Source organism: Streptomyces sp. CA-111067 (genome assembly GCF_050956065.1).
Lineage (GTDB): Bacteria > Actinomycetota > Actinomycetes > Streptomycetales > Streptomycetaceae > Actinacidiphila.
This window is the reverse complement of sequence record NZ_CP192103.1, coordinates 5,082,501-5,104,114: the sequence shown is the minus strand read 5'-3', so window position 1 is coordinate 5,104,114 and position 21,614 is coordinate 5,082,501. Positions and strand designations below refer to the sequence as shown.

At 71.3% G+C, this 21,614-nt stretch carries 16 protein-coding genes and 2 rRNA genes (1 of these 18 only partly in view); 10 read left to right on the top strand and 8 right to left on the bottom strand.

Annotation, left to right across the window (positions count from 1 at the left end):
- Positions 1-927 precede the first annotated feature (927 nt).
- Complete coding sequence (locus tag ACQPW6_RS22270) at positions 928-2,487, top strand: FAD-binding protein (protein ID WP_433894620.1); 1,560 nt, start codon at positions 928-930, stop codon at positions 2,485-2,487.
- 24 nt (positions 2,488-2,511) lie between these two features.
- Here the strand turns inward: ACQPW6_RS22270 and ACQPW6_RS22265 are convergent, their stop codons facing one another.
- The 5 genes from ACQPW6_RS22265 to ACQPW6_RS22245 form a co-directional block, all read right to left on the bottom strand.
- On the bottom strand, positions 2,512-3,198 hold the full coding sequence (locus ACQPW6_RS22265) for a hypothetical protein (RefSeq protein ID WP_433891429.1): 687 nt from the start codon (positions 3,196-3,198) through the stop codon (positions 2,512-2,514).
- Between the two features lie 28 nt (positions 3,199-3,226).
- Positions 3,227-4,195, bottom strand: a complete 969-nt coding sequence (locus ACQPW6_RS22260) for a hypothetical protein (protein ID WP_433891428.1) — start codon at positions 4,193-4,195, stop codon at positions 3,227-3,229.
- A 23-nt stretch (positions 4,196-4,218) separates the two neighbouring features.
- A complete protein-coding gene (locus ACQPW6_RS22255) occupies positions 4,219-4,881 on the bottom strand; it encodes a hypothetical protein (protein ID WP_433891427.1) in 663 nt (220 codons plus the stop codon).
- Between the two features lie 223 nt (positions 4,882-5,104).
- Positions 5,105-5,800 carry a phosphatase PAP2 family protein gene (locus tag ACQPW6_RS22250; RefSeq protein ID WP_433894619.1) on the bottom strand — a complete coding sequence of 232 codons (696 nt, stop codon included), beginning with the start codon at positions 5,798-5,800 and terminating at the stop codon, positions 5,105-5,107.
- 276 nt (positions 5,801-6,076) lie between these two features.
- Positions 6,077-7,078: an NlpC/P60 family protein gene (locus tag ACQPW6_RS22245; RefSeq protein WP_433894618.1), complete on the bottom strand. Its 1,002-nt coding sequence runs from the start codon at positions 7,076-7,078 to the stop codon at positions 6,077-6,079.
- Positions 7,079-7,388: 310 nt separating this feature from the next.
- Between ACQPW6_RS22245 and ACQPW6_RS22240 the strand changes: the two genes are divergently transcribed.
- The 8 genes from ACQPW6_RS22240 (at position 7,389) to ACQPW6_RS22205 (ending at position 17,834) form a co-directional block, all read left to right on the top strand.
- Positions 7,389-7,697: a hypothetical protein gene (locus ACQPW6_RS22240; RefSeq protein WP_433891426.1), complete on the top strand. Its 309-nt coding sequence runs from the start codon at positions 7,389-7,391 to the stop codon at positions 7,695-7,697.
- Positions 7,698-7,901: 204 nt separating this feature from the next.
- Entirely contained in the window at positions 7,902-8,759 is an 858-nt protein-coding gene (locus ACQPW6_RS22235) for a hypothetical protein (RefSeq protein ID WP_433891425.1), read from the top strand.
- The gene (locus ACQPW6_RS22230) at positions 8,749-10,116 is read left to right on the top strand and encodes a hypothetical protein (protein ID WP_433891424.1); all 1,368 of its coding nucleotides are present in this window, start codon (positions 8,749-8,751) and stop codon (positions 10,114-10,116) included. Before ACQPW6_RS22235 ends, ACQPW6_RS22230 begins: the two co-directional genes overlap by 11 nt.
- Positions 10,113-11,657 carry an SCO6880 family protein gene (locus ACQPW6_RS22225; protein ID WP_433891423.1) on the top strand — a complete coding sequence of 515 codons (1,545 nt, stop codon included), beginning with the start codon at positions 10,113-10,115 and terminating at the stop codon, positions 11,655-11,657. The genes ACQPW6_RS22230 and ACQPW6_RS22225 overlap by 4 nt, the downstream gene beginning before the upstream one ends.
- A 28-nt stretch (positions 11,658-11,685) precedes the next feature.
- A complete protein-coding gene (locus ACQPW6_RS22220) occupies positions 11,686-13,107 on the top strand; it encodes an ATP-binding protein (RefSeq protein WP_433894617.1) in 1,422 nt (473 codons plus the stop codon).
- A 14-nt stretch (positions 13,108-13,121) separates the two neighbouring features.
- Positions 13,122-14,861 (top strand): type VI secretion protein, encoded by a 1,740-nt coding sequence (locus ACQPW6_RS22215; protein ID WP_433891422.1) that lies wholly within the window; start codon positions 13,122-13,124, stop codon positions 14,859-14,861.
- Between the two features lie 340 nt (positions 14,862-15,201).
- Positions 15,202-16,632 carry a hypothetical protein gene (locus ACQPW6_RS22210; RefSeq protein WP_433894616.1) on the top strand — a complete coding sequence of 477 codons (1,431 nt, stop codon included), beginning with the start codon at positions 15,202-15,204 and terminating at the stop codon, positions 16,630-16,632.
- On the top strand, positions 16,629-17,834 hold the full coding sequence (locus ACQPW6_RS22205) for an ARPP-2 domain-containing protein (protein WP_433891421.1): 1,206 nt from the start codon (positions 16,629-16,631) through the stop codon (positions 17,832-17,834). The genes ACQPW6_RS22210 and ACQPW6_RS22205 overlap by 4 nt, the downstream gene beginning before the upstream one ends.
- A 340-nt stretch (positions 17,835-18,174) precedes the next feature.
- Here the strand turns inward: ACQPW6_RS22205 and ACQPW6_RS22200 are convergent, their stop codons facing one another.
- Entirely contained in the window at positions 18,175-19,257 is a 1,083-nt protein-coding gene (locus ACQPW6_RS22200; RefSeq protein ID WP_433891420.1) for a LacI family DNA-binding transcriptional regulator, read from the bottom strand.
- Positions 19,258-19,462: 205 nt separating this feature from the next.
- Between ACQPW6_RS22200 and ACQPW6_RS22195 the strand changes: the two genes are divergently transcribed.
- Entirely contained in the window at positions 19,463-20,467 is a 1,005-nt protein-coding gene (locus tag ACQPW6_RS22195) for a hydroxyacid dehydrogenase (RefSeq protein WP_433891419.1), read from the top strand.
- A gap of 81 nt (positions 20,468-20,548) precedes the next feature.
- On the opposite strand, the gene rrf is transcribed toward ACQPW6_RS22195, so the two are convergent.
- Positions 20,549-20,665: ribosomal RNA gene (gene rrf / locus ACQPW6_RS22190) — 5S ribosomal RNA — on the bottom strand.
- Positions 20,666-20,732: 67 nt separating this feature from the next.
- Positions 20,733-21,614: ribosomal RNA gene (locus ACQPW6_RS22185) — 23S ribosomal RNA — on the bottom strand (it continues 2,243 nt past the right edge of the window).

Sequence of the window (21,614 nt, the reverse complement as noted above, 5' to 3'; positions counted from 1 at the left end):
ACCGCCCTGGCCTCACCGGGATAACGACGGTCGGAAGCGGGCCGTCACGCCCGTTACCGTGGTGTCGTGCTCAAGTGGGATCACACGGCCGACGGGCCCGGCAGCGCCGACGGCACTTCCGGCAACGCGCACCGCGCAACCGTCGACGAACGAGGCGCATTCGCCCACGCCAGATGCACCTGCGGCTGGCGCGGCCCCGCCCGCCGCGCCCGAGACCGCGCCCGCCGCGACGCCCAGGAACACGTCGCTACGCGCTGAGCGAAGCGAAGCGGGCTCGGCCCGTCGACACCGGGGTCACCCGCGAACGGCGCGCGTGGCCACCGGCCCGAGGTGGCTGGTCCTGTCGTCTCCCGGCCACCGGCCGGTGGGTGGCTGAGCGCGCAGTTCCCCGCGCCCCTGCGGGGCGCTTGCCCGACCGGGCGCGACTTCCCCGGCATCACCAGGGGCGCGGGGCTGTTTCCGATGTGCGGCTGGCGCCGCGTGGGCGCGACAAGCCACGACGATGGCGCGCGTGGCCACCGGCCCGAAGGGGCAGTTGCTGTCGTTACCGGCCACCGGCCGGTGGATGGCCGAGCGCGCAGTTCCCCGCGCCCCTGCGGGGCGCTTGCCCGACCGGGCGCGGGGGCGGGGGCAGGGCGCTCCAGGGCCGGGGCGGGGGCGCCCCGTTGGCACCTGGCGTCCCCTACGTCACAGCCCCGCAACCGAGCGCCGAGCTTCCGTTTGCCGCAACCGCCGCCGGTCAGGCTACGTCTCGGTAGTCAAGGAGGCGCGCCGGGCGGTGCGCCCGGCGGGGAAGTGGCGGTGGTGCAGGTGGAGTCGGGCGCGGACGCGGGTACTGGTGCAGACGCGGGCGTCGGTACGGAGACGGGGACAGCCCCGGGGCCGGCTTACGGCGCCGAGCCGCGGCGCGCCCGCCGCGCCACGGCGGTGCAGCGGCGCGCAGCGCTCAAAGCCGGGGGCGGCGTCCTCGCCGCCGCGTGGCTGACCGGCTGCGGCCCCTCCGACAGCGGCGACGACGCCAAGAACACCGGGAGTTCGTCCTCCCCGAGCACCCCGTCCGCCTCCAGCGCCCCGCCGACCTCCGCCCCCACCACCACCGCCCACGTCCCACCGGACTGGACCGCGCTCGGCAAGACCCTCGACGGCACCCTCGTACGCCCCCAGGACCACGACTACGCCGCCGACCGGATCCTCTACAACACCCGTTACGACAACCTGCGCCCGGCCGGCATCGCCTACGTCACCGGCGCCGACGACATCCGCGGCTGCCTGGACTTCGCCCGCCGCACCGGCGTCCCGATCGCCATCCGCAGCGGCGGCCACTCCTACGCGGGCTGGTCGAGCGGCAACGGCCGGCTGATCATCGACGTCTCCAAACTCAACTCCGTGACGCTCGACGGCACCACGGCCACGGTCGGCGCGGGCGCCAAGCTCATCGACGTCTACAACACGCTCGGCGAGAAGGGCCGTACCGTGCCGGGCGGCTCCTGCCCCAGCGTCGGCATATCCGGCCTCACGCTCGGCGGCGGCCACGGCGTGATGAGCCGGTCCATGGGCCTGACCTGCGACAACCTGATCGCCGCCACCCTGATCACCGCCGACGGCGCCACCCACGAGGTCTCCGCGGACGCCGAGCCCGACATCTTCTGGGCGCTGCGCGGAGCCGGCTGCGGCAACTTCGGCGTCGTCACCTCGCTGCGCTTCCGCACCCACCCCGTGCCCGACGTGGTGGTCGGCTATCTGACCTGGCCGTGGAGCCGGGCCGCCGACGTGATCCGCGGCTGGCAGAGCTGGGGCCCGGACCAGCCGGACGCCATCTGGTCCTCGCTGCACCTGGACTGCGCGCCCGGCGGATCGCCGACCGTCGCGGTGCCGATGCTCTCGACCGGTTCGCGGGACGACCTGGCCGCCGCGGCCGACCGCCTCGCCGACGCGGCCGACGCCCCCGCCGGCTCCGTCTCGCTGCACCCGCACAGCTACCTCGACGCGACCTTCTCGTACGCGGGCTGCTCCGGCCTGACCGCGGCCCAGTGCCACCTGCCGCCGACCGGCGGCCTGCACCGCGAGACGTACACCGCGCGCTCCGACTTCTACGACACGAACCTGCCGGCCGCGGGCATCCAGGCGCTGCTCTCCCAGGTCCAGCGCCTCGCCAACCAGTCCGGCGGCGGCGCCGGCAGCATCGCCCTGACCGCCCTGGGCGGCGCCGTCAACCGCGTCTCCCCCACGGCCACCGCCTTCAGCCACCGCGGCTCACGCTTCCTGGCCCAGTACCTGGCGTCCGACGCCCTCTCGACCACCGACTGGCTCGACACCACCCACGCCTCGATGCGCCGCTACGCCTCAGGCGCCGCCTACCAGAACTACACCGACCCCACCCTGACCACCTGGCGCACCGCCTACTACGGCCAGAACGCCCCCCGCCTGACCACCCTCAAACAAACCCTGGACCCCTCCCGCCTCTTCACCTTCCCCCAGGCGTTGTAGCCGCCACCGGGGCGCCGCCGACGGTCAGGCGACCTGGCACGCTTTGGAGCCCTTCACCCAGGTGTAGTCGTACACCTGCCAATCGCCACCGGAACCCTTCGCCATGGCAAGAGTCCACAGCCGGAAATCCTTCAGGGCAGGAGTCGTCACGAAGACCTTGCCCGTCCGGGGGTCCTTGAGGTAGCCCTTGCGCTGGTCCTCGCAGTACCGAACGGACACATGGCCGCCCTGGAGGGACTTCACCACCGGCTTGTAATAGTGGTATGCCCCGGTGATGACGTTCCCGTCCCTGCCCTCGCTGACGATCGTGTCGGCGTAGCCCGCGCCCTTGGGCCCGGACCAGAAACGCTTGAAGTTCGGCGTCTCCGTCGTATAGGTCTTTCCCTGGAACTCCAGAATCGCCGTCGCCGCGTACGTCGCGTCGGTCAGGGCCGCCTGGGTATTGGCATCGCCGCTCTTGAAGCCCTTGAAATCCGCCGTGAGGCCCGACGGCAGGTCGAACTCCGGCGCGTCAGGCCGCGCCGCCTGCGTGGCCGAAGCCGTCGCCCCCGTAGGCGCGGTCGCGGCTGCCGTCGTCACGGTCTCCGACGGCCCGCTCTCGTCCGAGCCGCCGGAGCCGCTGCCACCACCGCAGCCGGCCAGCAGCAGGCACACCGCTGCGGCCGTCCCCAGGCCGACGGCAGCTCCCGGCCGCGTTGTTCCGCCCGACATGCCAACTCCCCGTTGTGAGGCGGATACCTCAGTCGCGATTGACGGTCTGGATCTCCTGGACGGCGACGTCCTGCGTCGCGGTCGTGTACCCGTCGTCGAGCTGGCCTGCCGCGGGTCCGTTCGGATCGGCACTGGCCGTCCAGTGCACCTGCCAGGTGATCTGGGCCTTCAACGGGTACGACCCGCCGAGGGTCGCCTTCGTGTAGGTGATGTTGCAGTCCGCGTCGGCGGAGTTCACGGTGTAACTGTCGCCGACCTGCTTGAAGAGATAATCGCAGCTCTGCGGATTCGCGTTGGCGGTCCCCGCATCGATGTGCAGCGAGTGCGGCCTGGCCACCACCGTCGCGGCGATCGGCGGGTTGGGGATCTGCGCGGTCACGAACACCTGCGGCAGCGGGTCGCCGAATGACACGTATGTGGGAATATTGACCTTCTGGTTACCGGCGACAGGACTCAACGTCACGGTGTGCACCGGCAGTTTGGTCGCGGCATAGGCCGCCTGCGACAGCATCTCCACGGTGATCACGCCGGCCGGCGGCGGGTCACCCTGCTTCACCCACTTCCAACCCTCGGTGAGCGTGCACGAACCGCCGGTGTTGGGAGGCAGGTCGGGGTTGTAGACGAGCAGCCACCAGTCGCCCTTGTCACCCTTGTGGTACTTGATGGCGGTCATGTCGCTGTTGACCTGGTAGTAGTAGTTGTAGATCGTCCCCGCGTTGTCATTACCCGCCTTGTAGTAGCGCCCCATGATGACGCTCTTGAACTCGTCCGGGGTGAATGCCTCATACCAGCAGTCGGGTGGCGACCAGTTGGCGTTCGACGAGGTGATCGGCTGGGTTCCGGGGCCGCCGGTGTAGCCGGTGCCGCCCAGGGAGATACGCGAGGAGAGGGTGCCGTCTCTGTCCACGGGCGTGACCACAGGATTCTTCTTCTTGTTGCGGTCCGCGTGGGCATGCGGCGACGCCGCGAAGAGTGCCGTCAGGCTCAGTGCCACCACCAGGAGAAGGTTCCTGCGGCTTATCAGGAGACTGCGCACTTCGACACCCCCTTCTGCTGCGAGTAACTGGCGACCTGCCAGTCACCAGCCGCGTTCTTGGCCATTCCCATCCGCCACAGGCTGAAGTCCTGGAGCGACGGCTTGCTCCGGTCGATCTTTCCGCTCGCGATCTCCTTGTCGAACGCCTGACGCTCGTCCTCGCAGTAAGTGACCTGCGCGCGATTGGGGGCGTCGAACTTCACCGTCGGCAGGTAGTCCTTGACCGTGCCGGTGATGGTGTAGCCGGACTTGCGGTAGTCAATGGACGAATCCGCCGCGACCGCGGCTTGCAACGGAATGAAGTAACGCTTGAGGTTGGCGGTGGACTGCCCTTTGCTGTCCGCTTCCTGCATGCTCATCACCGCGTTCTTGACGTCCCGCAGCACGCTCTTCGTGGCGGCGTCCGGGCTGTCATAACCGGTGAACACCACCTTGGCGTCAGGCGGCAGGCTGAACGTCGGCGTGGCCGGCTGCGGTGTCGTCGCCGTCGGAGACGGCTTCGCCGTCGTCGCGGTCACCGTGGGTGTTCCCGTCGACGACGACTGGATCTTGTCCGAGCTGTCGGAACCGCCTCCGCCGCAGGCAGTCAGGAGCAGCCCGGCCGAGACCGCGACCGCCGCGGCAACGGGCAGGGAAGTGCGGGTCACGATATGTCCCCCGTGAGGTGCGTGAACAAGTCTGAACAGGTGTTGTGCGCAACCTGACGCTACCGGCGATGCCAATGTGACTGAAAGCCCTCAGGCCGGACTGTGACCGTCTCGGCACTCTGCTGCGGCTGCGCCATGACCACACGCGGCCGGCGCCCCTGCACCGGTTCCGGTTGGCCACCCGGACCGGTCGGCGCCGTGGCCGGAAATCGCCGCAACGGGCCTACGCCGCCAGGTCCTTGTCGTGCGGTGACGGGGCCGGGCGGGTGGTGGCCGGGGTCGGGTGGGGGTGGGGCGGGGGGACGTGGGGGTGGATCAGGCGGGCGGCGGGGGTACGGGTGAGGCGGGTGGCCAGGGCCGTCAGCAGGGACAGGGCCGGGGGCGCCAGCAGCAGCGTCGTGGCCGCGCCCAGCGCGAAGCCGCCGATCACGTCGGTCGGATACTGCACGCCGAGGTAGATCCGGCAGAAGCCCTCGGCCAGCGCGAGGAGTATGGCCACCGTGCCGGCCTTGCGGCTGACCATGAAGACGCCGACCGCGACCGCCGCCGCCAGCGTGGCGTGCGCGCTGACGAAGGCGAAACCGCTGTTGCCGTGGGCGAGTACGTCGAGGCCGTCGTAGTCGGCCGACGGGCGCGGGCGGGCGACCAGCGAGCGGATCGGCATCCCGACCAGCAGCGCGATCCCCGCGGCGATCCCGGCCCAGGCGATCCCGGCGACCGCGGCCGGCGCGTCGGTGCTCCGCCGCGCGACGCGCCACCAGCACCAGCCGGCCACCAGGACGAGCAGCGCGATCAGCCCGTACTCGCCGAGGAACTGCACCGTACGGTCGACGCCGCGCGGGGCCTGCTTGGCGAGGTCGTTGATCTCCCGGAGCAGGCTGACGTCGGGATTGGTGCTGTCGCTAACGACCACTGCCAAAGCTGTCATAGCGCTGGGGCCCCTTAACTGGCATGTGACTGTCGGTCGTCCAAGGCTCGGCTCGTCTGCAACCCCCGTCGCTTGCGTCCCTCACCATTCTCCCCCGTACAACGGCCGACACGGTACGTAGTGTTCCGGTCTTCGCCAGAAGATCACCATGCCGTTATCCAAGGGTGACCAGGGAGAACGTTCCGAGGGCCAATCGCAGGCCAGAACGTGACGTTGCGACACCAGTCACATGGGTCACACCCGTCACGCCCACGCGAGCCGCACCCGTCACGCCTTCGGCAGCGCCCTCGCCCCGTCCTGCGTGACCCGCGTCGCCCCGATGTAGTCCGCCGAGTCGACCTTGTCGAACCGGATCACCGCGCCCGTGTGCGGCGCGTCGATCATGTACCCGCCGCCCACGTAGATACCCACATGGTGGATGGACCGCGGATCTGACAGATCGTTGGCGAAGAAGACCAGGTCACCGGGTTGCAGCTCGGCGCGGGCCGGATGCGGCCCGGCGTTCCACTGGTCGTTGGCGACCCGCGGCAGCTCGATGCCCACCGAGTGGTACGCGGCCTGCGTCAGCCCCGAGCAGTCGAACCGGCCGCCCTGCGCCGCCGTGCCCTCGCCGCCCCACAGATAAGGAGTCCCTATCCGCTGCTGCGCGTAGTAGATCGCCCCGGCCGCCTGCTGCGACGGGGCCACCTGGCTGGCGGGCGCGGCGAAGCTCTTCTCCAGGGTGCGGATGGTCTTCACATAGTTCTGCGTCTCCCGGTACGGCGGGATGCCGCCGGCCTGTATCACCGCGTACGCGCCCGCGTTGTACGACGCCAGCATGTTGTCGGTGTTGTTCCCCGGCACGTTCTTGACGTACGAGGCCAGCTCGCAGTCGTACGAGGCCGCCGACGGGATCGCGTCCGCCGGGTCCCAGACGTCCGCCCTGCCGTCGCCGTCGCCGTCGATGCCGTGCGAGGCCCACGTGCCGGGGATGAACTGCGCTATCCCCTGTGCCTGCGCCCCGCTCTGCGCCCGGGCGTCCCAGCCGCTCTCCTGGTACAGCTGCGCGGCCAGCAGCGCCGGGTTGAGCGCCGGGCAGAGGTTGCCCCACTTCTGCACCAGCGGCTGGTACTCCGCGGGCACCGCGCCCTTGGCCAGGTTCACCGAGCCGCCGGCGCCGTTCGCCAGTCCGGACGCCGCCGAGTACGTGCCGATCAGCAGCAGCGCGATGAACGAGAAGAACAGCCCGGGAAGGATGATGACGAGGAGCCAGACCTTACGGGTCATCAGCCGCCGTCCCTCCTGCCTGCGTCTTCTGCCCGAGTCCGTACCGGCCAGGCACGGTCCGTACGGGTCCGTACGAGAACGGACGTTCCTATCGTTGCCCAGGGGTTATGCTCGTGATACACAGAGTAGTCGTGCTTGTCCCATCGAACACCGGTCCGCGTAACAGTTTGACGGCTAAGGGCCGGATCAGACGGACGATCCGCCGAGAAAGTCGCTGAGCCGACATGCAACAGCGGATTCCTCGGCGAAGATAGACCCTGGCCCCTTGCGCCCCGGCGAGGGAGCCAACTGATCGAGCGGGGTGGTGAGTTACATGTTTGTGGCAGCCGCGAAGGGCGACATCAACACCATCATCGGTGGCATCGCCCCAGACTGGGGACCCTTCGGGTCCCTCGGGAACGAAGCGCGTGTGATGATCGAAGTGGTCATGGCGGTGGCGATCCTGCTGTGCCTGGCCATCGCGATCTGGGGCGCGGCAAAGCAGAGGATCGGTGCGACGGCCCTGCGTGACACCTTCAGCGCGGAGCAGGGCAAGGGCCTGATCATCGCCGGGCTGACCGGCGTGTTCATCATCGGCTCGCTCGGCACGCTGTTCACCATCGTGTACGGGATGGCCATCTAGTCACCGTCGTCCAGTCGTGTACGGGGCGGCCGGCCGGCCCGGTCACCCGTCCGGACCACGGCCACCCACCTCGTCCCTGGAGCCCGTCCCGGCTCCACCTCCCCTCAGAGGCTGCGTGCTGATGCCCACTCAACCAAGCAGCGGTGCCGTCCGCGACAGGCGCCGCTCCGGCGTGCCCGCGGCACCCCGGGGGGCGACGCCGCGATGAGCCTCGGCCAGGACGGTCCCCCGACCCGCACCCGGATGCCCGAGGGCCACGGCGGCCACTCAGGGGGCAGCGGCGGCGGCCGCCGCTCCCAGCCGCGGCGCGCCCTGGTCACGGTGGTGAGCATCATCGTGCTGCTGATCGCCGCGCTGGCCTTCGCCAACCGCGGCCAGCACCGCACCGACGGCGGCGGCACCGACACCGGCACCGGGACCACCGCCGGGACGAGCAGCTCGGCGGACTCCGGCAGCGCCAAGGACGGCGCCGCCACCTCCACCGCGCCCAGCGGCGGCAAGCCGGCCACCGGCAAGGCGGACGGCATCCCGGCCGGATACACCCACGACGCGCCGGGCGCCCAGTCGGCTGCGGCGAACTACGCGGTGGCGCTCGGCTCCGCCGACATGTTCAACACCGACCGGCGGCACCAGATCGTGGCCGCCATCCACGACCCGTCGGTGACCGCCAAGCTCCAGGGCTCCCTGGACCAGGCGTATTCCGGCGAGGCCCTCAAGCGCCTCGGCCTCCAGCCGGACGGCACCGCGCCGGCCGGCCTCACCTTCGTCTCCCGCACCGTGCCGGTCGGCACCAAGGTCACCACGAACGCGGCCGACACGATGACCGTCCAGGTCTGGTGCACCGATCTGATCGGCCTGGCAGGCACCGGCTCCACGAAGCCGGTCACCAGCGACTGGTTCACCGTCACCGAGAAGCTCGTCTGGCTCAGCGGCGACTGGAAGATCCAGTCGTCCAGCCAGACCGCCGGCCCCGCCCCGGTGAGCAGCGACGGCCAGGCCGCCACCGCTGACGAGATCGCCGGTGCCGTACGGGACTTCGGAGGTTTCACTTATGCCAGGTAACCCCCGCCCCCGCGCGCCAAGGGACGCCCGGCTCAGTGCCCGTCTGGCGGCCTCCGCCGCCTTCGTCGGCGCCGCCGTCCCCGCGGCCCTCCTGACACTGCCGGCGCGCGCCTGGGCGGCCCCGCCGGCCCCGACCCCGTCGGCCACCACCTCGAACCCGTGCGACGCGCTGATCGGCGCCGCCAAGGACTACTGCAGCAAGGGCGATTCCGGCCCGGCCAAGAGCACCAACCCCACCGACACCCTCGACCCCCTCGCCTCCCTCGGCCGCGGCTGCGCCGACGCCGCCGCGTGGACGATCGACAAGCTGTCCGCCGCGGTCACCAAGACCAGCCAGGTGGATTTCACCAACACCGCGTTCCTGCGCCAGTACGCCGTCGTCTTCGCCGCGTCCACCATCCTCACCCTCATCCTGTGGCTGCTCGCGGTCGCCAAGCGCGCGGTGCGCGGCGTCCCGCTGACCGAGGCGATCACCGAGGCGGTCGGCTTCCTGTGGCTGACGGTGCTGGCCTCCGCGTTCACCCCGCTGATCCTCTACACCGTGGTGTCGGCCACCGACGCCGTCACCGAGGTGATCTCCTCGGGCACCGACTCCAACACCGACGTCTTCTTCGGCTCGTTCTCCGGCGCCCTCACCAAGGGCAAGGACATCGGCGGCGGCCCGATCATGCTGATCGTCGTGTCGATGGTGTCGGTCCTCGCGGCCGGCATCCTGTGGCTGGAACTGGTCATCAGGGCGGCCCTGCTCTACGTCGGCGCACTGCTCGGCACCGCCGTCTACGCGGGCCTGGTGGACAAGAACATGTGGCACCACGTACGCCGCTGGGCCGGCATCATGATCGCGGTGATCCTGGTCAAACCGGTGATCGTGATCGTACTGAGCCTGGCCGGCGCGCTGTCCTCCTCCGACAACGGCCCCGACGCGTTCTCCGCCGTCGTCTCCGGTCTCGCCATCATCCTGCTGGCGATCTTCGCCAGCGCCATGATCTACCGCTTCGTGCCGGGCTTCGGCGACGACGTGGTGAGCCTGCGCAACAGCCGCAAGGCGAGCGGCCAGAGCTCGGCCGCCGCGGTGATCTCCTCGCCCGCCACCATGGTCAGGCAGGGCATCAACACCCACAGCGCCCGCGGCGGCCCGCAGGAGCAGGCCCAGGGCGGCGGCGCGCAGCCGTCCAACCCGGTGGCCGGCGGCGTGGCCGCGCACGGCAGCCGCGGCGGCGGCAGCGGTTCCGGGGGCGCCGGCGCCGGCCAGGGGGCCGGCGGCCAGGGCAGCGCGAAGGACAGCTTCGGCTCCTCCCCCTTCAGATCGACCCCGGGCTCGAACAACGGCACTTCGCAGGGAGGTGATCGCCGGTGACGACCCAGCCTTTCGCCCAGCCGCGCCGCACGTATCTGATCGGCAAGGCGCGACCGAACGCGATCGTGGGCAAGAACCGGGAGACCGGTGAGATCGCACTGATCGTGGCCGGTGCCGGTATCGGCATGATGTGCGGCCTGCTGGTGCCGATACTCCTGCTGCGGATCGTCGGCCTGATCGGGCCGCCGATCCTGGCGTTCGCGGCGGTCTACATGCCCTACCGGCGGCGCACGTTCTACCGCTGGTTCGAGATCAACCGCACCTTCCGCCGCACCCTGCGGGTCGCGCCGACCTACCGGTCGAGCGTGCAGGAGGCCGGGATCGCGCTCGACGGGCGCGAGGTCGAGGTCGGGCCGCCGCCGGGCATCGGCCGGATCTCGTGGCTGGCGGCGCCGTTCGGCCCGGACGAGATCGCGGTGCTGCTGCACGTGGACCGGCGTACGGTCACGGCGGCGATCGAGATCGAGGGCCCGGGCGTGGGCCTGCGCGACAGCGAGGACCAGGAGGCGCTGGTCGACCGGTTCGGCACGCTGCTCAAGCACGTGGCCAACGGCGACGGCTTCGTGACCCGGCTGCAGATGCTGGCCCGCACGCTGCCCGCCGACCCCGACGCGCACGCCAAGGACGTGGCGCAGCGCGGCGACCCGGCGGCCGAGCCCTGGCTCAAGGACTCCTACGACCAGCTGCAGTCGATGGTGTCGACGTCCTCGGAGCAGCACCGCGCCTACCTGGTGGCGTGCATGCACTTCACCCGGGAGCTGTCCGCCGAGGGCAACGCGATGGCCCGCGCCACCGCCACCCGCGGCGCGAAGGTGGACAAGGACTCCGGTCTCGCCGCGGTGATGGCCCGCGAGCTCAACGACATCTGCGCCCGGCTCGCCGAGGCCGACATCCGAGTACGGCAGCCGCTCGGCCAGGCCAGGCTGGCCTCACTGGTGCACTCGATGTACGACCCGGACCACCCCATCGACCACATCCAGGCGATGACCCGGCGCAACGCGTGGCCGGCCGAGCTGGACGCCACCGAGCCGACGTACCTCCAGGCCAAGACCCGCGAGTCCTCGACCCGCGCGCCCTGGGTGCACTCCACGGCCTGGGTCAGGGAGTGGCCGATGACCCCGGTGGGGGTGAACTTCCTGGCGCCGCTGCTGGTGCACACCCCTGACGTGATCAGGACGGTCGCGGTCACCATGGACCTGGAGCCCACCGATGTCGCGATCGAGCGGATGCTGACGGAGAAGACCAACGACGACGCGGAGGCCAGCAGGGCCGCGAAGATGAACCGGGTGGTGGACCCGCGCGACGTGGCGCACCACGGCCGGGTCGACCAGCGCGGCGAGGACTTGGCGAGCGGCGCCGCCGGCGTCAACCTGGTGGGGTACATCACCGTGTCCTCACGCTCCCCGGAAGCGCTGGCGCGCGACAAGCGCACCATCCGCGCATCCGCCGGAAAGTCGTATTTGAAGCTCGAATGGTGCGATCGTGAACACCACCGGGCATTCGTCAACACGTTGCCCTTCGCCACCGGCATCCGCCGCTGACGCCCGAGGAGAGGCTGTAGCCATGCCCATGCTGGACCCTCTCGCGGCACTCACCGACGCTTTCACCAGCTTCCTGTTCGGCCGGGTGGAATCGACGCGGCTGCCGGTGCGCACCTCGACCGGCCAGGCGCAGGCGGTCTACCTGCCGACCGCCGCGCCGGGCCTCGGCGACTCCGGGGTGATCATCGGCCGCGAGGTGTACTCGGGCAAGGGCTACATCTACGACCCGTTCCAGCTGTACGGCCAGCAGCTGCCGGCCCCGCACTGGCTGGTGCTCGGCGAGTCCGGCAACGGCAAGTCGGCGCTGGAGAAGACCTACGTGCTGCGCCAGCTGCGGTTCCGCGACCGGCAGGTCGTGGTGCTCGACGCGCAGGGCGAGGACGGCGTCGGCGAGTGGAACCTGATCGCCAAGGCGCTCGGCTACACCCCGATCCGACTCGACCCGATGGCGGCGCTGGACGGCGGCATCAAGCTCAACCCGCTGGATCCGGCGATCACCCTCACCGGCCAGCTCGCGCTGCTGCGCACCATCATCGAGGTCGCGATGGGCCGCGGCCTGGACGAGCGGTCCGGCTTCGCGCTGAAGGTCGCGCACGCCTACGTGATCGAGACGATCACCGAGCGGCAGCCGATCCTGACCGACATCGTGGACCGGCTGCGGCACCCGATGGCCGACTCCGCCGAGGCCATGAACGTGGACATCGACGACGTCAGGGCCTGGGGCCTGGACGTGGCGCTGGTCCTGGACCGGCTGGTGGACGGCGACCTGCGCGGCATGTTCGACGGGCCGACCACCGTCGGCATCGACCTGGACGCGCCGCTGATCGTCTTCGACCTGTCGCACATCGACCGCAACTCGATCGCGATGCCGATCCTGATGGCGATCGTCGGCGTCTGGCTGGAGCACACCTGGATCAGGCCGGACCGCAGGAAACGTATCTTCCTGGTCGAAGAGGCCTGGCACATCATCAACTCGCCGTTCGTGGCCCAGCTGTTCCAGCGTCTGCTGAAGTTCGGCCGCCGGCTCGGCCTGTCCTTCGTCGCGGTGGTGCACCACCTGTCCGACGTGGTCGACGGCGCCGCCGCCAAGGAGGCCGCCGCGATCCTCAAGATGGCCTCCACCCGGACCATCTACGCGCAGAAGGCCGACGAGGCGCGGGCGACTGGCAAGGTGCTCGGCCTGCCGCGCTGGGCGGTGGAGATCATCCCCACCCTCACCCCCGGCATCGCGGTCTGGGACGTGAACGGCAATGTGCAGGTGGTCAAGCACCTGATCACCGAGACCGAACGGCCCCTGGTGTTCACCGACCGCGCGATGACCGAGACCTCGGTCGAGCACGCCGCCGAGGTGGAGGCCGAGGCAGAGGCGGAAGCGGAGGCGCGCGCCGAGGCGCACGCGGCGGCCCAGGTCGCGCTGGCCAAGCAAATGGCCGACGACGCGGTGGCGTGAGGTGACCTGACGCCATGGCGCAGGAAAGGGAGTCCTCGGGGGGCCTGCCCGACGGTCTGATCGTCGGCGTGATCGGCTTCCTGCTCGGCGTGACGGTACTGGTGTGGACGGGAACCGGCATCGCCGGCGTCCTGTCGCACGGCGGCTGGCCCAGCGGTGTGCACTTCACCCGCACCCCGCAGGCGATGCGCGCGCTGATCGGGCAGCCGCACGACGTGGCCGCCGCCTGGCCGGACGCGAAGCCGGCCGAACTGCCCGGCTCGGGGTTCTTCTGGGGCATCTTCATCGGGCAGCTCATGGTGCTGCTGGTGCTCGCGGTGTGGGTACTGAACATCGTGGCGAGGCTGCGGGACCCGGACCGGGCGGCCCGGCGCCGGGCGGCGATCGCGGCGGCCCGGGCGCGTTCGGACGGCGCGGAGGCAGCCGACACGGACGGGCCCGCGGCAGGGCTCCCGGACCCCCGGGCCTCGGTGCCCGCGCCGCGCACGCGCAGCGCCGGGACGGGGGCAGCGGCGGGGGCCGCCAAGGGCGACGACGGGCTGGACGCCTGGTTCCGTACGGTGCCGGGCGCCGCGCCCTTCCAGCGGGACGGGGCGGGGTCGCCCGAGGGTTCGGGGTCGCCCGAGGACCCGCCGACCACCCAGCTGCCGCCGGTCGGCGACGGGGCCCCGCCCGCCGAACGGCCCGCCACCGTACGGCGTCCTGCCGCCGCCGACCCCGTCGCCGCGGGCGGCGAAGTGCTGCGCACATACGCGCTGTTCGCCGGCCCGCGCGGCGACAAGGCCAAGCGGATCGTGCAGCCGGCCGTCCTGGCCGCCGCGGGACCCGTCGTCGTCAGCACCGCCGACCCCGACACGTACCACCAGACGGTCGGCAACCGGGCCAAGCTCGGCCCCGTCCACGTCTACGACCCCGCACACCTGCTCGACGTGCCCGGGCGGCTGCGCTGGGCGCCGCACGGCGAGTGCGAGTGGCCCGGCACCGCCGCGATACGCGCGGCGGCGCTGCTGGCCCCGCTGCGCACCGCCCGCGCCGACGAGGCCGTGGTGCACGACACCGCCGTGACGCTGCTGCGCTGCTGGCTGCACGCGGCCGCGGTGGACGGCCGCCCGTTCCGCCAGGTGCAGCGCTGGGCGTCCGGCGGGCAGATCGGCGGCGAGGCGGTCCGGATCCTGCGCACCGACATCGACGCGGCGGCCGGCTGGAGCGGCGAGCTGGAGTCCGTGCTGCACGCCCACCCCGAACGCCGGGACGCCGCCCAGGCGTTGATCCGGCAGACCCTCGAACCGCTCAACGCGGTGCACATCCGCGACGCCTGCAATCCGGGCAGGACCGGTGGGCTCGACGTGGAGTCATTCGCCGCGGAACTGGGCACGCTTTACGTGGTGGGCGAGCGGATCGAGGACCCCCGCACCCACCTGGGTGCGATGCCCCTGCTCACCGCACTCGTCTCCAGCGTGGTCGAGCACGGCCGGCGCATGGCCGCAGGGTCATCCGCCAGCCGGCTCGACCCACCAATGACCTTCGTCCTCGACGACGTCGCCGCGCTCGCGCCGTTCCCCGGCCTGCCCGAGCTGCTCGACGCGGGCCACCTCGCGGGCCTGCCCACGCTTGCGGTCTTCCGCTCCACCGAGCAGGCGCTGGCCCGCTGGCACGCCCCGCTGTGGCAACAGGCCGACGTGCGCCTGGCGTTGGGCGACGAGACGGCGAACGCGCTCCCGCCGTCGGTACCGGACGCGCTGCGGATCCACTGAGCGGCCCATCCCCGGGGCGCGGCGCCCTCGTTGCCGCCTCCGCAGCCCGGAAAACCGGCAGAGCCGGGGCCGTACGGGCTGTTACGGTGCCAGGGCCGGCCGCGGGACTCAGGTGCGACTTCCGGAACCTGCCTTTAATGCAACGATTCGCTGCTCGTGCCCTCACACCCCGGCCGGCACCCACCTCTTTCGTTCCGCTTCGTTCCGCGGCCCCGGTCGCGGCTGTCCGCACCACCGAGGAGCTCCGGTGTCCACCGTGCCGCCGCAGCCGCCCGCCGGGGGCCTTACCGGCCCGGCCGGACCGGCCGGGCCCACCAGCCCCACCGGCCCGACCGGCCTGATCGCCGCCGAGGACGTGCTGCTCTTCGTCAACGCCGCCATCACCGCCACCGGCCAGCGCGAGTTCCACACCGACGCCTACGAGCAGCGGCTCTCGCTGGACTTCCTGCATGCGTACCTGCTCGGCAACTACCGCGACCTGTACGCCGCCACGCTCGCCCTCGACATCAACGACCACAACGCGGCGCTGATCATCCGCGGCCTGCTGGCGAGCGCCGCCGAGGTGCCGGTCGAACAGCGCCGCCGGGAGGGCGCGTTGATCGCCGCGCGGCTGCGGCTGCTGCCGCCGCAGCGGGTCTACGCGCTGTTCGGCGCGCTGCGCCGGGCCAGGATCAACAACCGCCGCACCCGGGCCATCATGCGCGACTGGCTGGCCGCCAGGCCCGACCCCACGTTCGACGCGGTCAAGTACCGCGCCGGAATGAAGAGCGCCCTGCGGCACGGCCATCTGCGCCCGGCGCAGGAGGAGTTGGGCCCGTTCCTGTTCGCGCCCGGCAGCCGCCCCCGCTACACCGCCCCGCTGCTGGAGACCTGGCGCCGCGCCCACTACGAGCAGGCGGCGGTCTACGAGCTGCCGTTCACCGTCGCGGAAGGCTTCGCAGCCAAACACGGCATGGACCGCGCGGTGTTCCTCGACCGGATCACCCCGCGGATGACCCGCCTTGAGCGGCTGCGGCTCCAGACCTCCGCCTCGGCACTGGGCGCGGGCTCCGTCGCCACCGACCTCGGCCGGCTGCCGCTGACCCGGCTCGCGACCTACGTACTCGGCCTGCCGCTGGACGAACGGGTCGCGCGCCGGACCGAGTTGACCGGCGCGCTGCGCGCCGCCGCGGCCCGCACGGCGGGCCGGGCCGCCGGCACCTGGGGCCGGCTGTCGGCCGTCCTGGACGACAGCTTCTCCGCCTACGCCTCCGGCCAGAAGCGCCGCCGCCCGCTGGCGGTCGCGCTGGCCGCGCACTTCCTGCTGGAGGCGCTGGCGTCCGGCTACACCCCGCTGTGGACCTCCGGGCGGGACGACGCCCTGCTGGCCTTCCCGTACGGCGCCACACCGCTGGGCGCGCGCATCCTGGACGCGCTCGACACGACGCCGAGCGCCGCACCCGACCAGGTGGTCATCGTCTCCGACGGCTGGGACAACGCGCCCCCGGGCCTGGCGGCCGAGGTGCTGCGCGTCTGGCATGAACGCCTCGACCCCGCGGGCCGGATCGCGATCGTGCACCTCAACCCCGTGTACGACGCGACCGGTTACGAGGTCAGGCGGCTGTCGCCGGCCGTCCCCACGGCGGGCATCCGCGACGCCGAGGACCTGCCGTCGCTGGTGGCACTCGCCCGGTTCGCCACCGGCCGCACCGGCCTGCCGGAACTGCGTGCCCACCTGGAGGCCCGCGTCACCGCGTTCCTCGCACCGCCCCGGACGGAGGCCCCCCGATGACCACCACCCGCGACACGAGCATGCGGCTCGACCTGGCAGGGCTCACCTCCGGCCCCGCGCAGGTATGGGGCGGCATCCGGCTGGTGCCGCTGCTGCGCGCCGAGCCGGTGCCGGGCCTGCGGCTGCACGCGGAGCTGTACGGGCCGGGCCTCGGCGTCGTCCAGGTCGGGCCGCGCACCGACTACGTGTCCTACATCCCGCACGGCTTCGTCGCCGACTGGGGCGCGGGCTCCGGCGACCCCGGGCCGAGCGCCGCCTACGGCACCCAACTGGGCGGCCAGGACCAGCGGCACGGCCGCGGCCGGCCGCACGGCGCCGACGAGCCCGTGGCGTACATGCCGCTCCGGGCGCACCGCCGGATGGCCCGCCGCGAGGCCAAGCACCGGCTGCGCTTCCTGCCGCTGCACCTCGCCCTGGACGGCTACCTGGCGCTGCACTTCGGCGGCCCGGTGATCGCCTGGGAGGAGTGGTCGCGGCGGGCGATCCGCAGCGGCCTGTCGCCGCGCGCGGAAGAGGCGTACGCGGGCACGGAGGTGCGCGGACTCGGCGACGCGCTGCGGATGTTCGAGATCCACCCGGGCCAGTGCGGCGTGCTCCTCTACGCGGCGGACGCCCTCGCGGCGGCCTTCGTCGTCCCGCACCCGGACGACTACCGGGCGCTGCACAGCACGATGGTCCAGGACCTGTACGGCGAACTGATCCACCAGTACGCCCTGTTGAGCGCGCCGGTACCCGACTTCGTACCGCGGCTGGGCGACGACGTGCGCAGCCTCGCCGACCTGCGCGACGCCGTCACCCAACAGCAGCGCGCCTGGGCCGACTTCCACGACGGCACCATGGCCGCCGGACTGCTCGACCCCGCCTACACCGCCCAACGCGTCTACCGGGCCGGCCCGTTCACCCTCAACCGCTTCCTCCCCGACTTCCGCCTCGGCGAGGAGAACCACATCGGCGAGACCATCACCACCCCGGACGGCCACCTCGCCTACCTCAAGACCTTCCGCCTCTCCCAGACCCAAACCCGCCGCGGCCACCTCCTCACCCGCCTGGCAGCCCACGACTGGCACCTCCCCCGCACCGCCGAAGCCCTCCACCTCACCGAGCCCCAGTTGGCCCTCCGCCTAGAATCAGCCGGCTTCGCCTCCCTCCTCCGCCAAGACATCCTCGACGCCTACCGCGCGGCAGCGCGGAGGTCCGGCTGAGGCCCCCGCGAACCTGCATCTGACCCGCGGCTGCCGCCGCGTGGGCGCGACAAGCCACGACGGCGCGGCACACGGCGACGTAACTGCGACGCGGCAGACGCGACCCGAAAGGGGCGCGGGGCTGTTGTCGATCTGCGGCTGCCGCCGCGTGGGCGCGACGTACCCCGGCATCACCAGGGGCGCGGGGCTGTTGTCGATCTGCGGCTGCCGCCGCGTGGGCGCGACAAGCCACGACGGCGCGGCAGACGGGGGCCCCACCGCAACGGGGCATACGCGACCCGCAGGGGCGCGCGCCGGGCAGCGGCGCGAACCGAATCGGGCGAAGCGGGCCGCAGGCCGCTCAGCGTTCGCGACCCCCCACCCTCCGCACCGACTCCCTCAGCACAATGTGCGTACCCAGCACATGCCGTACCTGCCCGCTCCCGCGCGCCGCGCCCCCCTCCGCCAGAGCGAGCCGCACCGCGCTGCGGCCCAACTCGTAGGACGGGATGTTCACCGTGGTGAGCGGCGCGCTCAGATCCTGCGCGATGTCGTCGTTGTTGTACCCGACCACCGAGACGTCCTCCGGCGTTCGCAGCCCGTACTCGCGCAGCGCGGCCATCGCCCCCGCCGCCGACTCGTCGTCGCCGGCGAACACCGCCGTGAAGTCCGGCCGTCCACCGCACCCGGCCAGCAACTCGCGCATCGCCGCGTACCCGTTCGGCCGGCCGAGACCGGCCCCGGCGATCCGCACCTGCTCGGGGCCGAGCCCGTGATCGGCCAGCGCCCGCCGGTACCCGCGGACCCGCGGCTCGACGGTGCTGTGCCCGGGGATCATGCCCAGGTACTGGATCCTGCGGTGGCCGGCGGACAGCAGATGGCTGACGATCGCGTACGCGCCCGCCTCGTTGTCGTACTCGACGACGAGCACCGGCATGTCGGGGCTCGGCGCGGGCCGCCCGCACAGCACCAGCCGGGAGCCGGCGGCGGCCAACCCGTGCGCGTACTCGGCGAGCCGGGCCCGGTAGGACTCGTCCTCGACGGCGCCGCCCACCAGGATCACGATCTCGGCGCGCTGCTCCCGCATCATCTGGATCAGCGCCAACTCGCGGGCCACGTCCCCGCCGTAGGTGCACACCATGCACAACCGGCCCTGCGCGGCGGCCTCCTGCTCGACGCCCTGCGCGACAGCGCCGTAGAACGGGCTGTCGACGGACATGACGACGACGGCCACGGTCTTGGGCCCGGTGCCGGCCAGCGCGCGGGCTCGCCCGTCGATGACGTAGTCGAGGTCCTTCACCGCCCGCAGCACCTTGGCGCGGGCAGCGGCCGACGTCGGGTAGTTCCCGGCGAGCACGCGCGACACCGTGGCGACGGAGACGCCGGCCCGGTCGGCGACGTCCCGGATGGTGGTCCGCCGGGCTCGGTCGCCCGGCCCCGGCACTGGTGCAGTTTCCGCCATCCCCGCCCATCCGATCGCTACCCGCCCACACGCTGCCGCTCAGCGTAGTGGCGCCGGGCCCGGACGGCGGAGGTCCTGGCGGCCACGGCGGCAGACCCGACCGGCGGAGATCGCCGTTGACCGGCCCCGGCAGCACGATTAACCTGCGTGCACCGGAAAGTAACCGATTACATTTGGAGGGCAGTCCATGCCGGACCGGCCGAAACTCGTGCTGGCGATGCGCCCGGACATCGTGGACCTGGTCCTTCCCGCCGCGCTCCGCGCACGCCTCGACGAGCTGGCGGACGTCCACCCCGCCGTACTGACCGAGGACACCCCGGCCGAGGACGCCCACGAAGCACTGACGGACGCCGAACTGCTGCTCACCGGCTGGGAGTCCCCGGTCATCGACAGCGCGATGCTGACCCGCGCTCCCCGGCTGCGGGCCGTGCTGCACGCGGCCGGCAGCGTGAAGGGGCACATCAGGCCGGAGGTCTGGCAGCGCGGCATCGCCGTCTCCTCGGCGGCCGACGCCAACGCCGGCCCGGTCATCCAGTTCACCCTGGCCACCATCACGCTCGCGGCCCGGCGCGCCCTGGGCACCGCCGCCGACTACGCGCACGGCCTGCTCCCCGGCTTCCACGATCGGCGGGGCGCCGACAGCGCGGTCATCGGCGTCATCGGCGCCTCCCGCATCGGCCGGGGCGTGATCGCCGGGCTGCTCGCCTCCCCCGCCGGGTTCCGCGTCCTGGTCGCCGACCCCTACGTCAGTCCCGCGGACGCCGCGGCCCTGGGCGTCGAACTCGTCGGCCTCGACGAGCTGTGCGAGACGTCGGACATCGTGACCGTGCACGCCCCCGACCTCCCCGAGACCCACCACCTGCTGAACGCCCACCGTCTGCACCTGCTCCGCGACGGGACGGCGGTCATCAACACGGCACGCGGCCGGCTCATCGACACCGCCGCGCTCACCCTGGAGTGCGCGACGGGACGGATCGACGCCTACCTCGACGTGACCGACCCCGAACCGCTCCCCGTCGACCACCCGTTGCACGCACTGCCGAACGTGCTGCTCACCCCGCACATCGCCGGCTGCCAGGGCACCGAGGTCCAGCGCTTGGGCGCCTACGCGGTCGACGAGGTGGAGCGCTGGATCAGCGGCGAGCCACTGCTCGGCAAGGTGCTCCCGGACGACCTGGCCCGCATCGCCTGAACGGCCGGCGTCTGAACGCAGAAATGCCTCAGCCCCCGAGTCGAAGACTCGGGGGCTGAGGCACACTTCAATCTAAAATTTGTTCGGCGGCGTCCTACTCTCCCACAGGGTCCCCCCTGCAGTACCATCGGCGCTTTGAGGCTTAGCTTCCGGGTTCGGAATGTAACCGGGCGTTTCCCTCACGCTATGACCACCGAAACACAATGAAACAACAGCGGTACAACACGCTGGTTGCCTCAGAACTACACAGTGGACGCGTACAACTATGGACAAGCCCTCGGCCTATTAGTACCGGTCAGCTCCACCCCTCACAGGGCTTCCACATCCGGCCTATCAACCCAGTCGTCTACTGGGAGCCTTACCCCCTCAAGGGGGTGGGAGTCCTCATCTCGAAGCAGGCTTCCCGCTTAGATGCTTTCAGCGGTTATCCCTCCCGAACGTAGCCAACCAGCCATGCCCTTGGCAGGACAACTGGCACACCAGAGGTTCGTCCGTCCCGGTCCTCTCGTACTAGGGACAGCCCTTCTCAAGACTCCTACGCGCGCAGCGGATAGGGACCGAACTGTCTCACGACGTTCTAAACCCAGCTCGCGTACCGCTTTAATGGGCGAACAGCCCAACCCTTGGGACCGACTCCAGCCCCAGGATGCGACGAGCCGACATCGAGGTGCCAAACCATCCCGTCGATATGGACTCTTGGGGAAGATCAGCCTGTTATCCCCGGGGTACCTTTTATCCGTTGAGCGACGGCGCTTCCACAAGCCACCGCCGGATCACTAGTCCCTACTTTCGTACCTGCTCGACCCGTCAGTCTCACAGTCAAGCTCCCTTGTGCACTTACACTCAACACCTGATTGCCAACCAGGCTGAGGGAACCTTTGGGCGCCTCCGTTACTCTTTAGGAGGCAACCGCCCCAGTTAAACTACCCACCAGACACTGTCCCTGATCCGGATCACGGACCGAGGTTAGACATCCAGCACGACCAGAGTGGTATTTCAACGACGACTCCCCGATGGCTGGCGCCACCGGCTCACAGTCTCCCACCTATCCTACACAAGCCGAACCGAACACCAATATCAAGCTATAGTAAAGGTCCCGGGGTCTTTCCGTCCTGCTGCGCGAAACGAGCATCTTTACTCGTAGTGC

Excerpts from the sequence above, each read along its gene's own strand:
- ACQPW6_RS22265 (WP_433891429.1), bottom strand. The coding sequence starts at position 3,198 with ATGTCGGGCGGAACAACGCGGCCGGGAGCTGCCGTCGGCCTGGGGACG.
- ACQPW6_RS22240 (WP_433891426.1), top strand. The coding sequence starts at position 7,389 with ATGTTTGTGGCAGCCGCGAAGGGCGACATCAACACCATCATCGGTGGC.
- ACQPW6_RS22235 (WP_433891425.1), top strand. The coding sequence starts at position 7,902 with ATGAGCCTCGGCCAGGACGGTCCCCCGACCCGCACCCGGATGCCCGAG.
- ACQPW6_RS22230 (WP_433891424.1), top strand. The coding sequence starts at position 8,749 with ATGCCAGGTAACCCCCGCCCCCGCGCGCCAAGGGACGCCCGGCTCAGT.
- ACQPW6_RS22220 (WP_433894617.1), top strand. The coding sequence starts at position 11,686 with ATGCTGGACCCTCTCGCGGCACTCACCGACGCTTTCACCAGCTTCCTG.
- ACQPW6_RS22215 (WP_433891422.1), top strand. The coding sequence starts at position 13,122 with ATGGCGCAGGAAAGGGAGTCCTCGGGGGGCCTGCCCGACGGTCTGATC.
- ACQPW6_RS22205 (WP_433891421.1), top strand. The coding sequence starts at position 16,629 with ATGACCACCACCCGCGACACGAGCATGCGGCTCGACCTGGCAGGGCTC.
- ACQPW6_RS22195 (WP_433891419.1), top strand. The coding sequence starts at position 19,463 with ATGCCGGACCGGCCGAAACTCGTGCTGGCGATGCGCCCGGACATCGTG.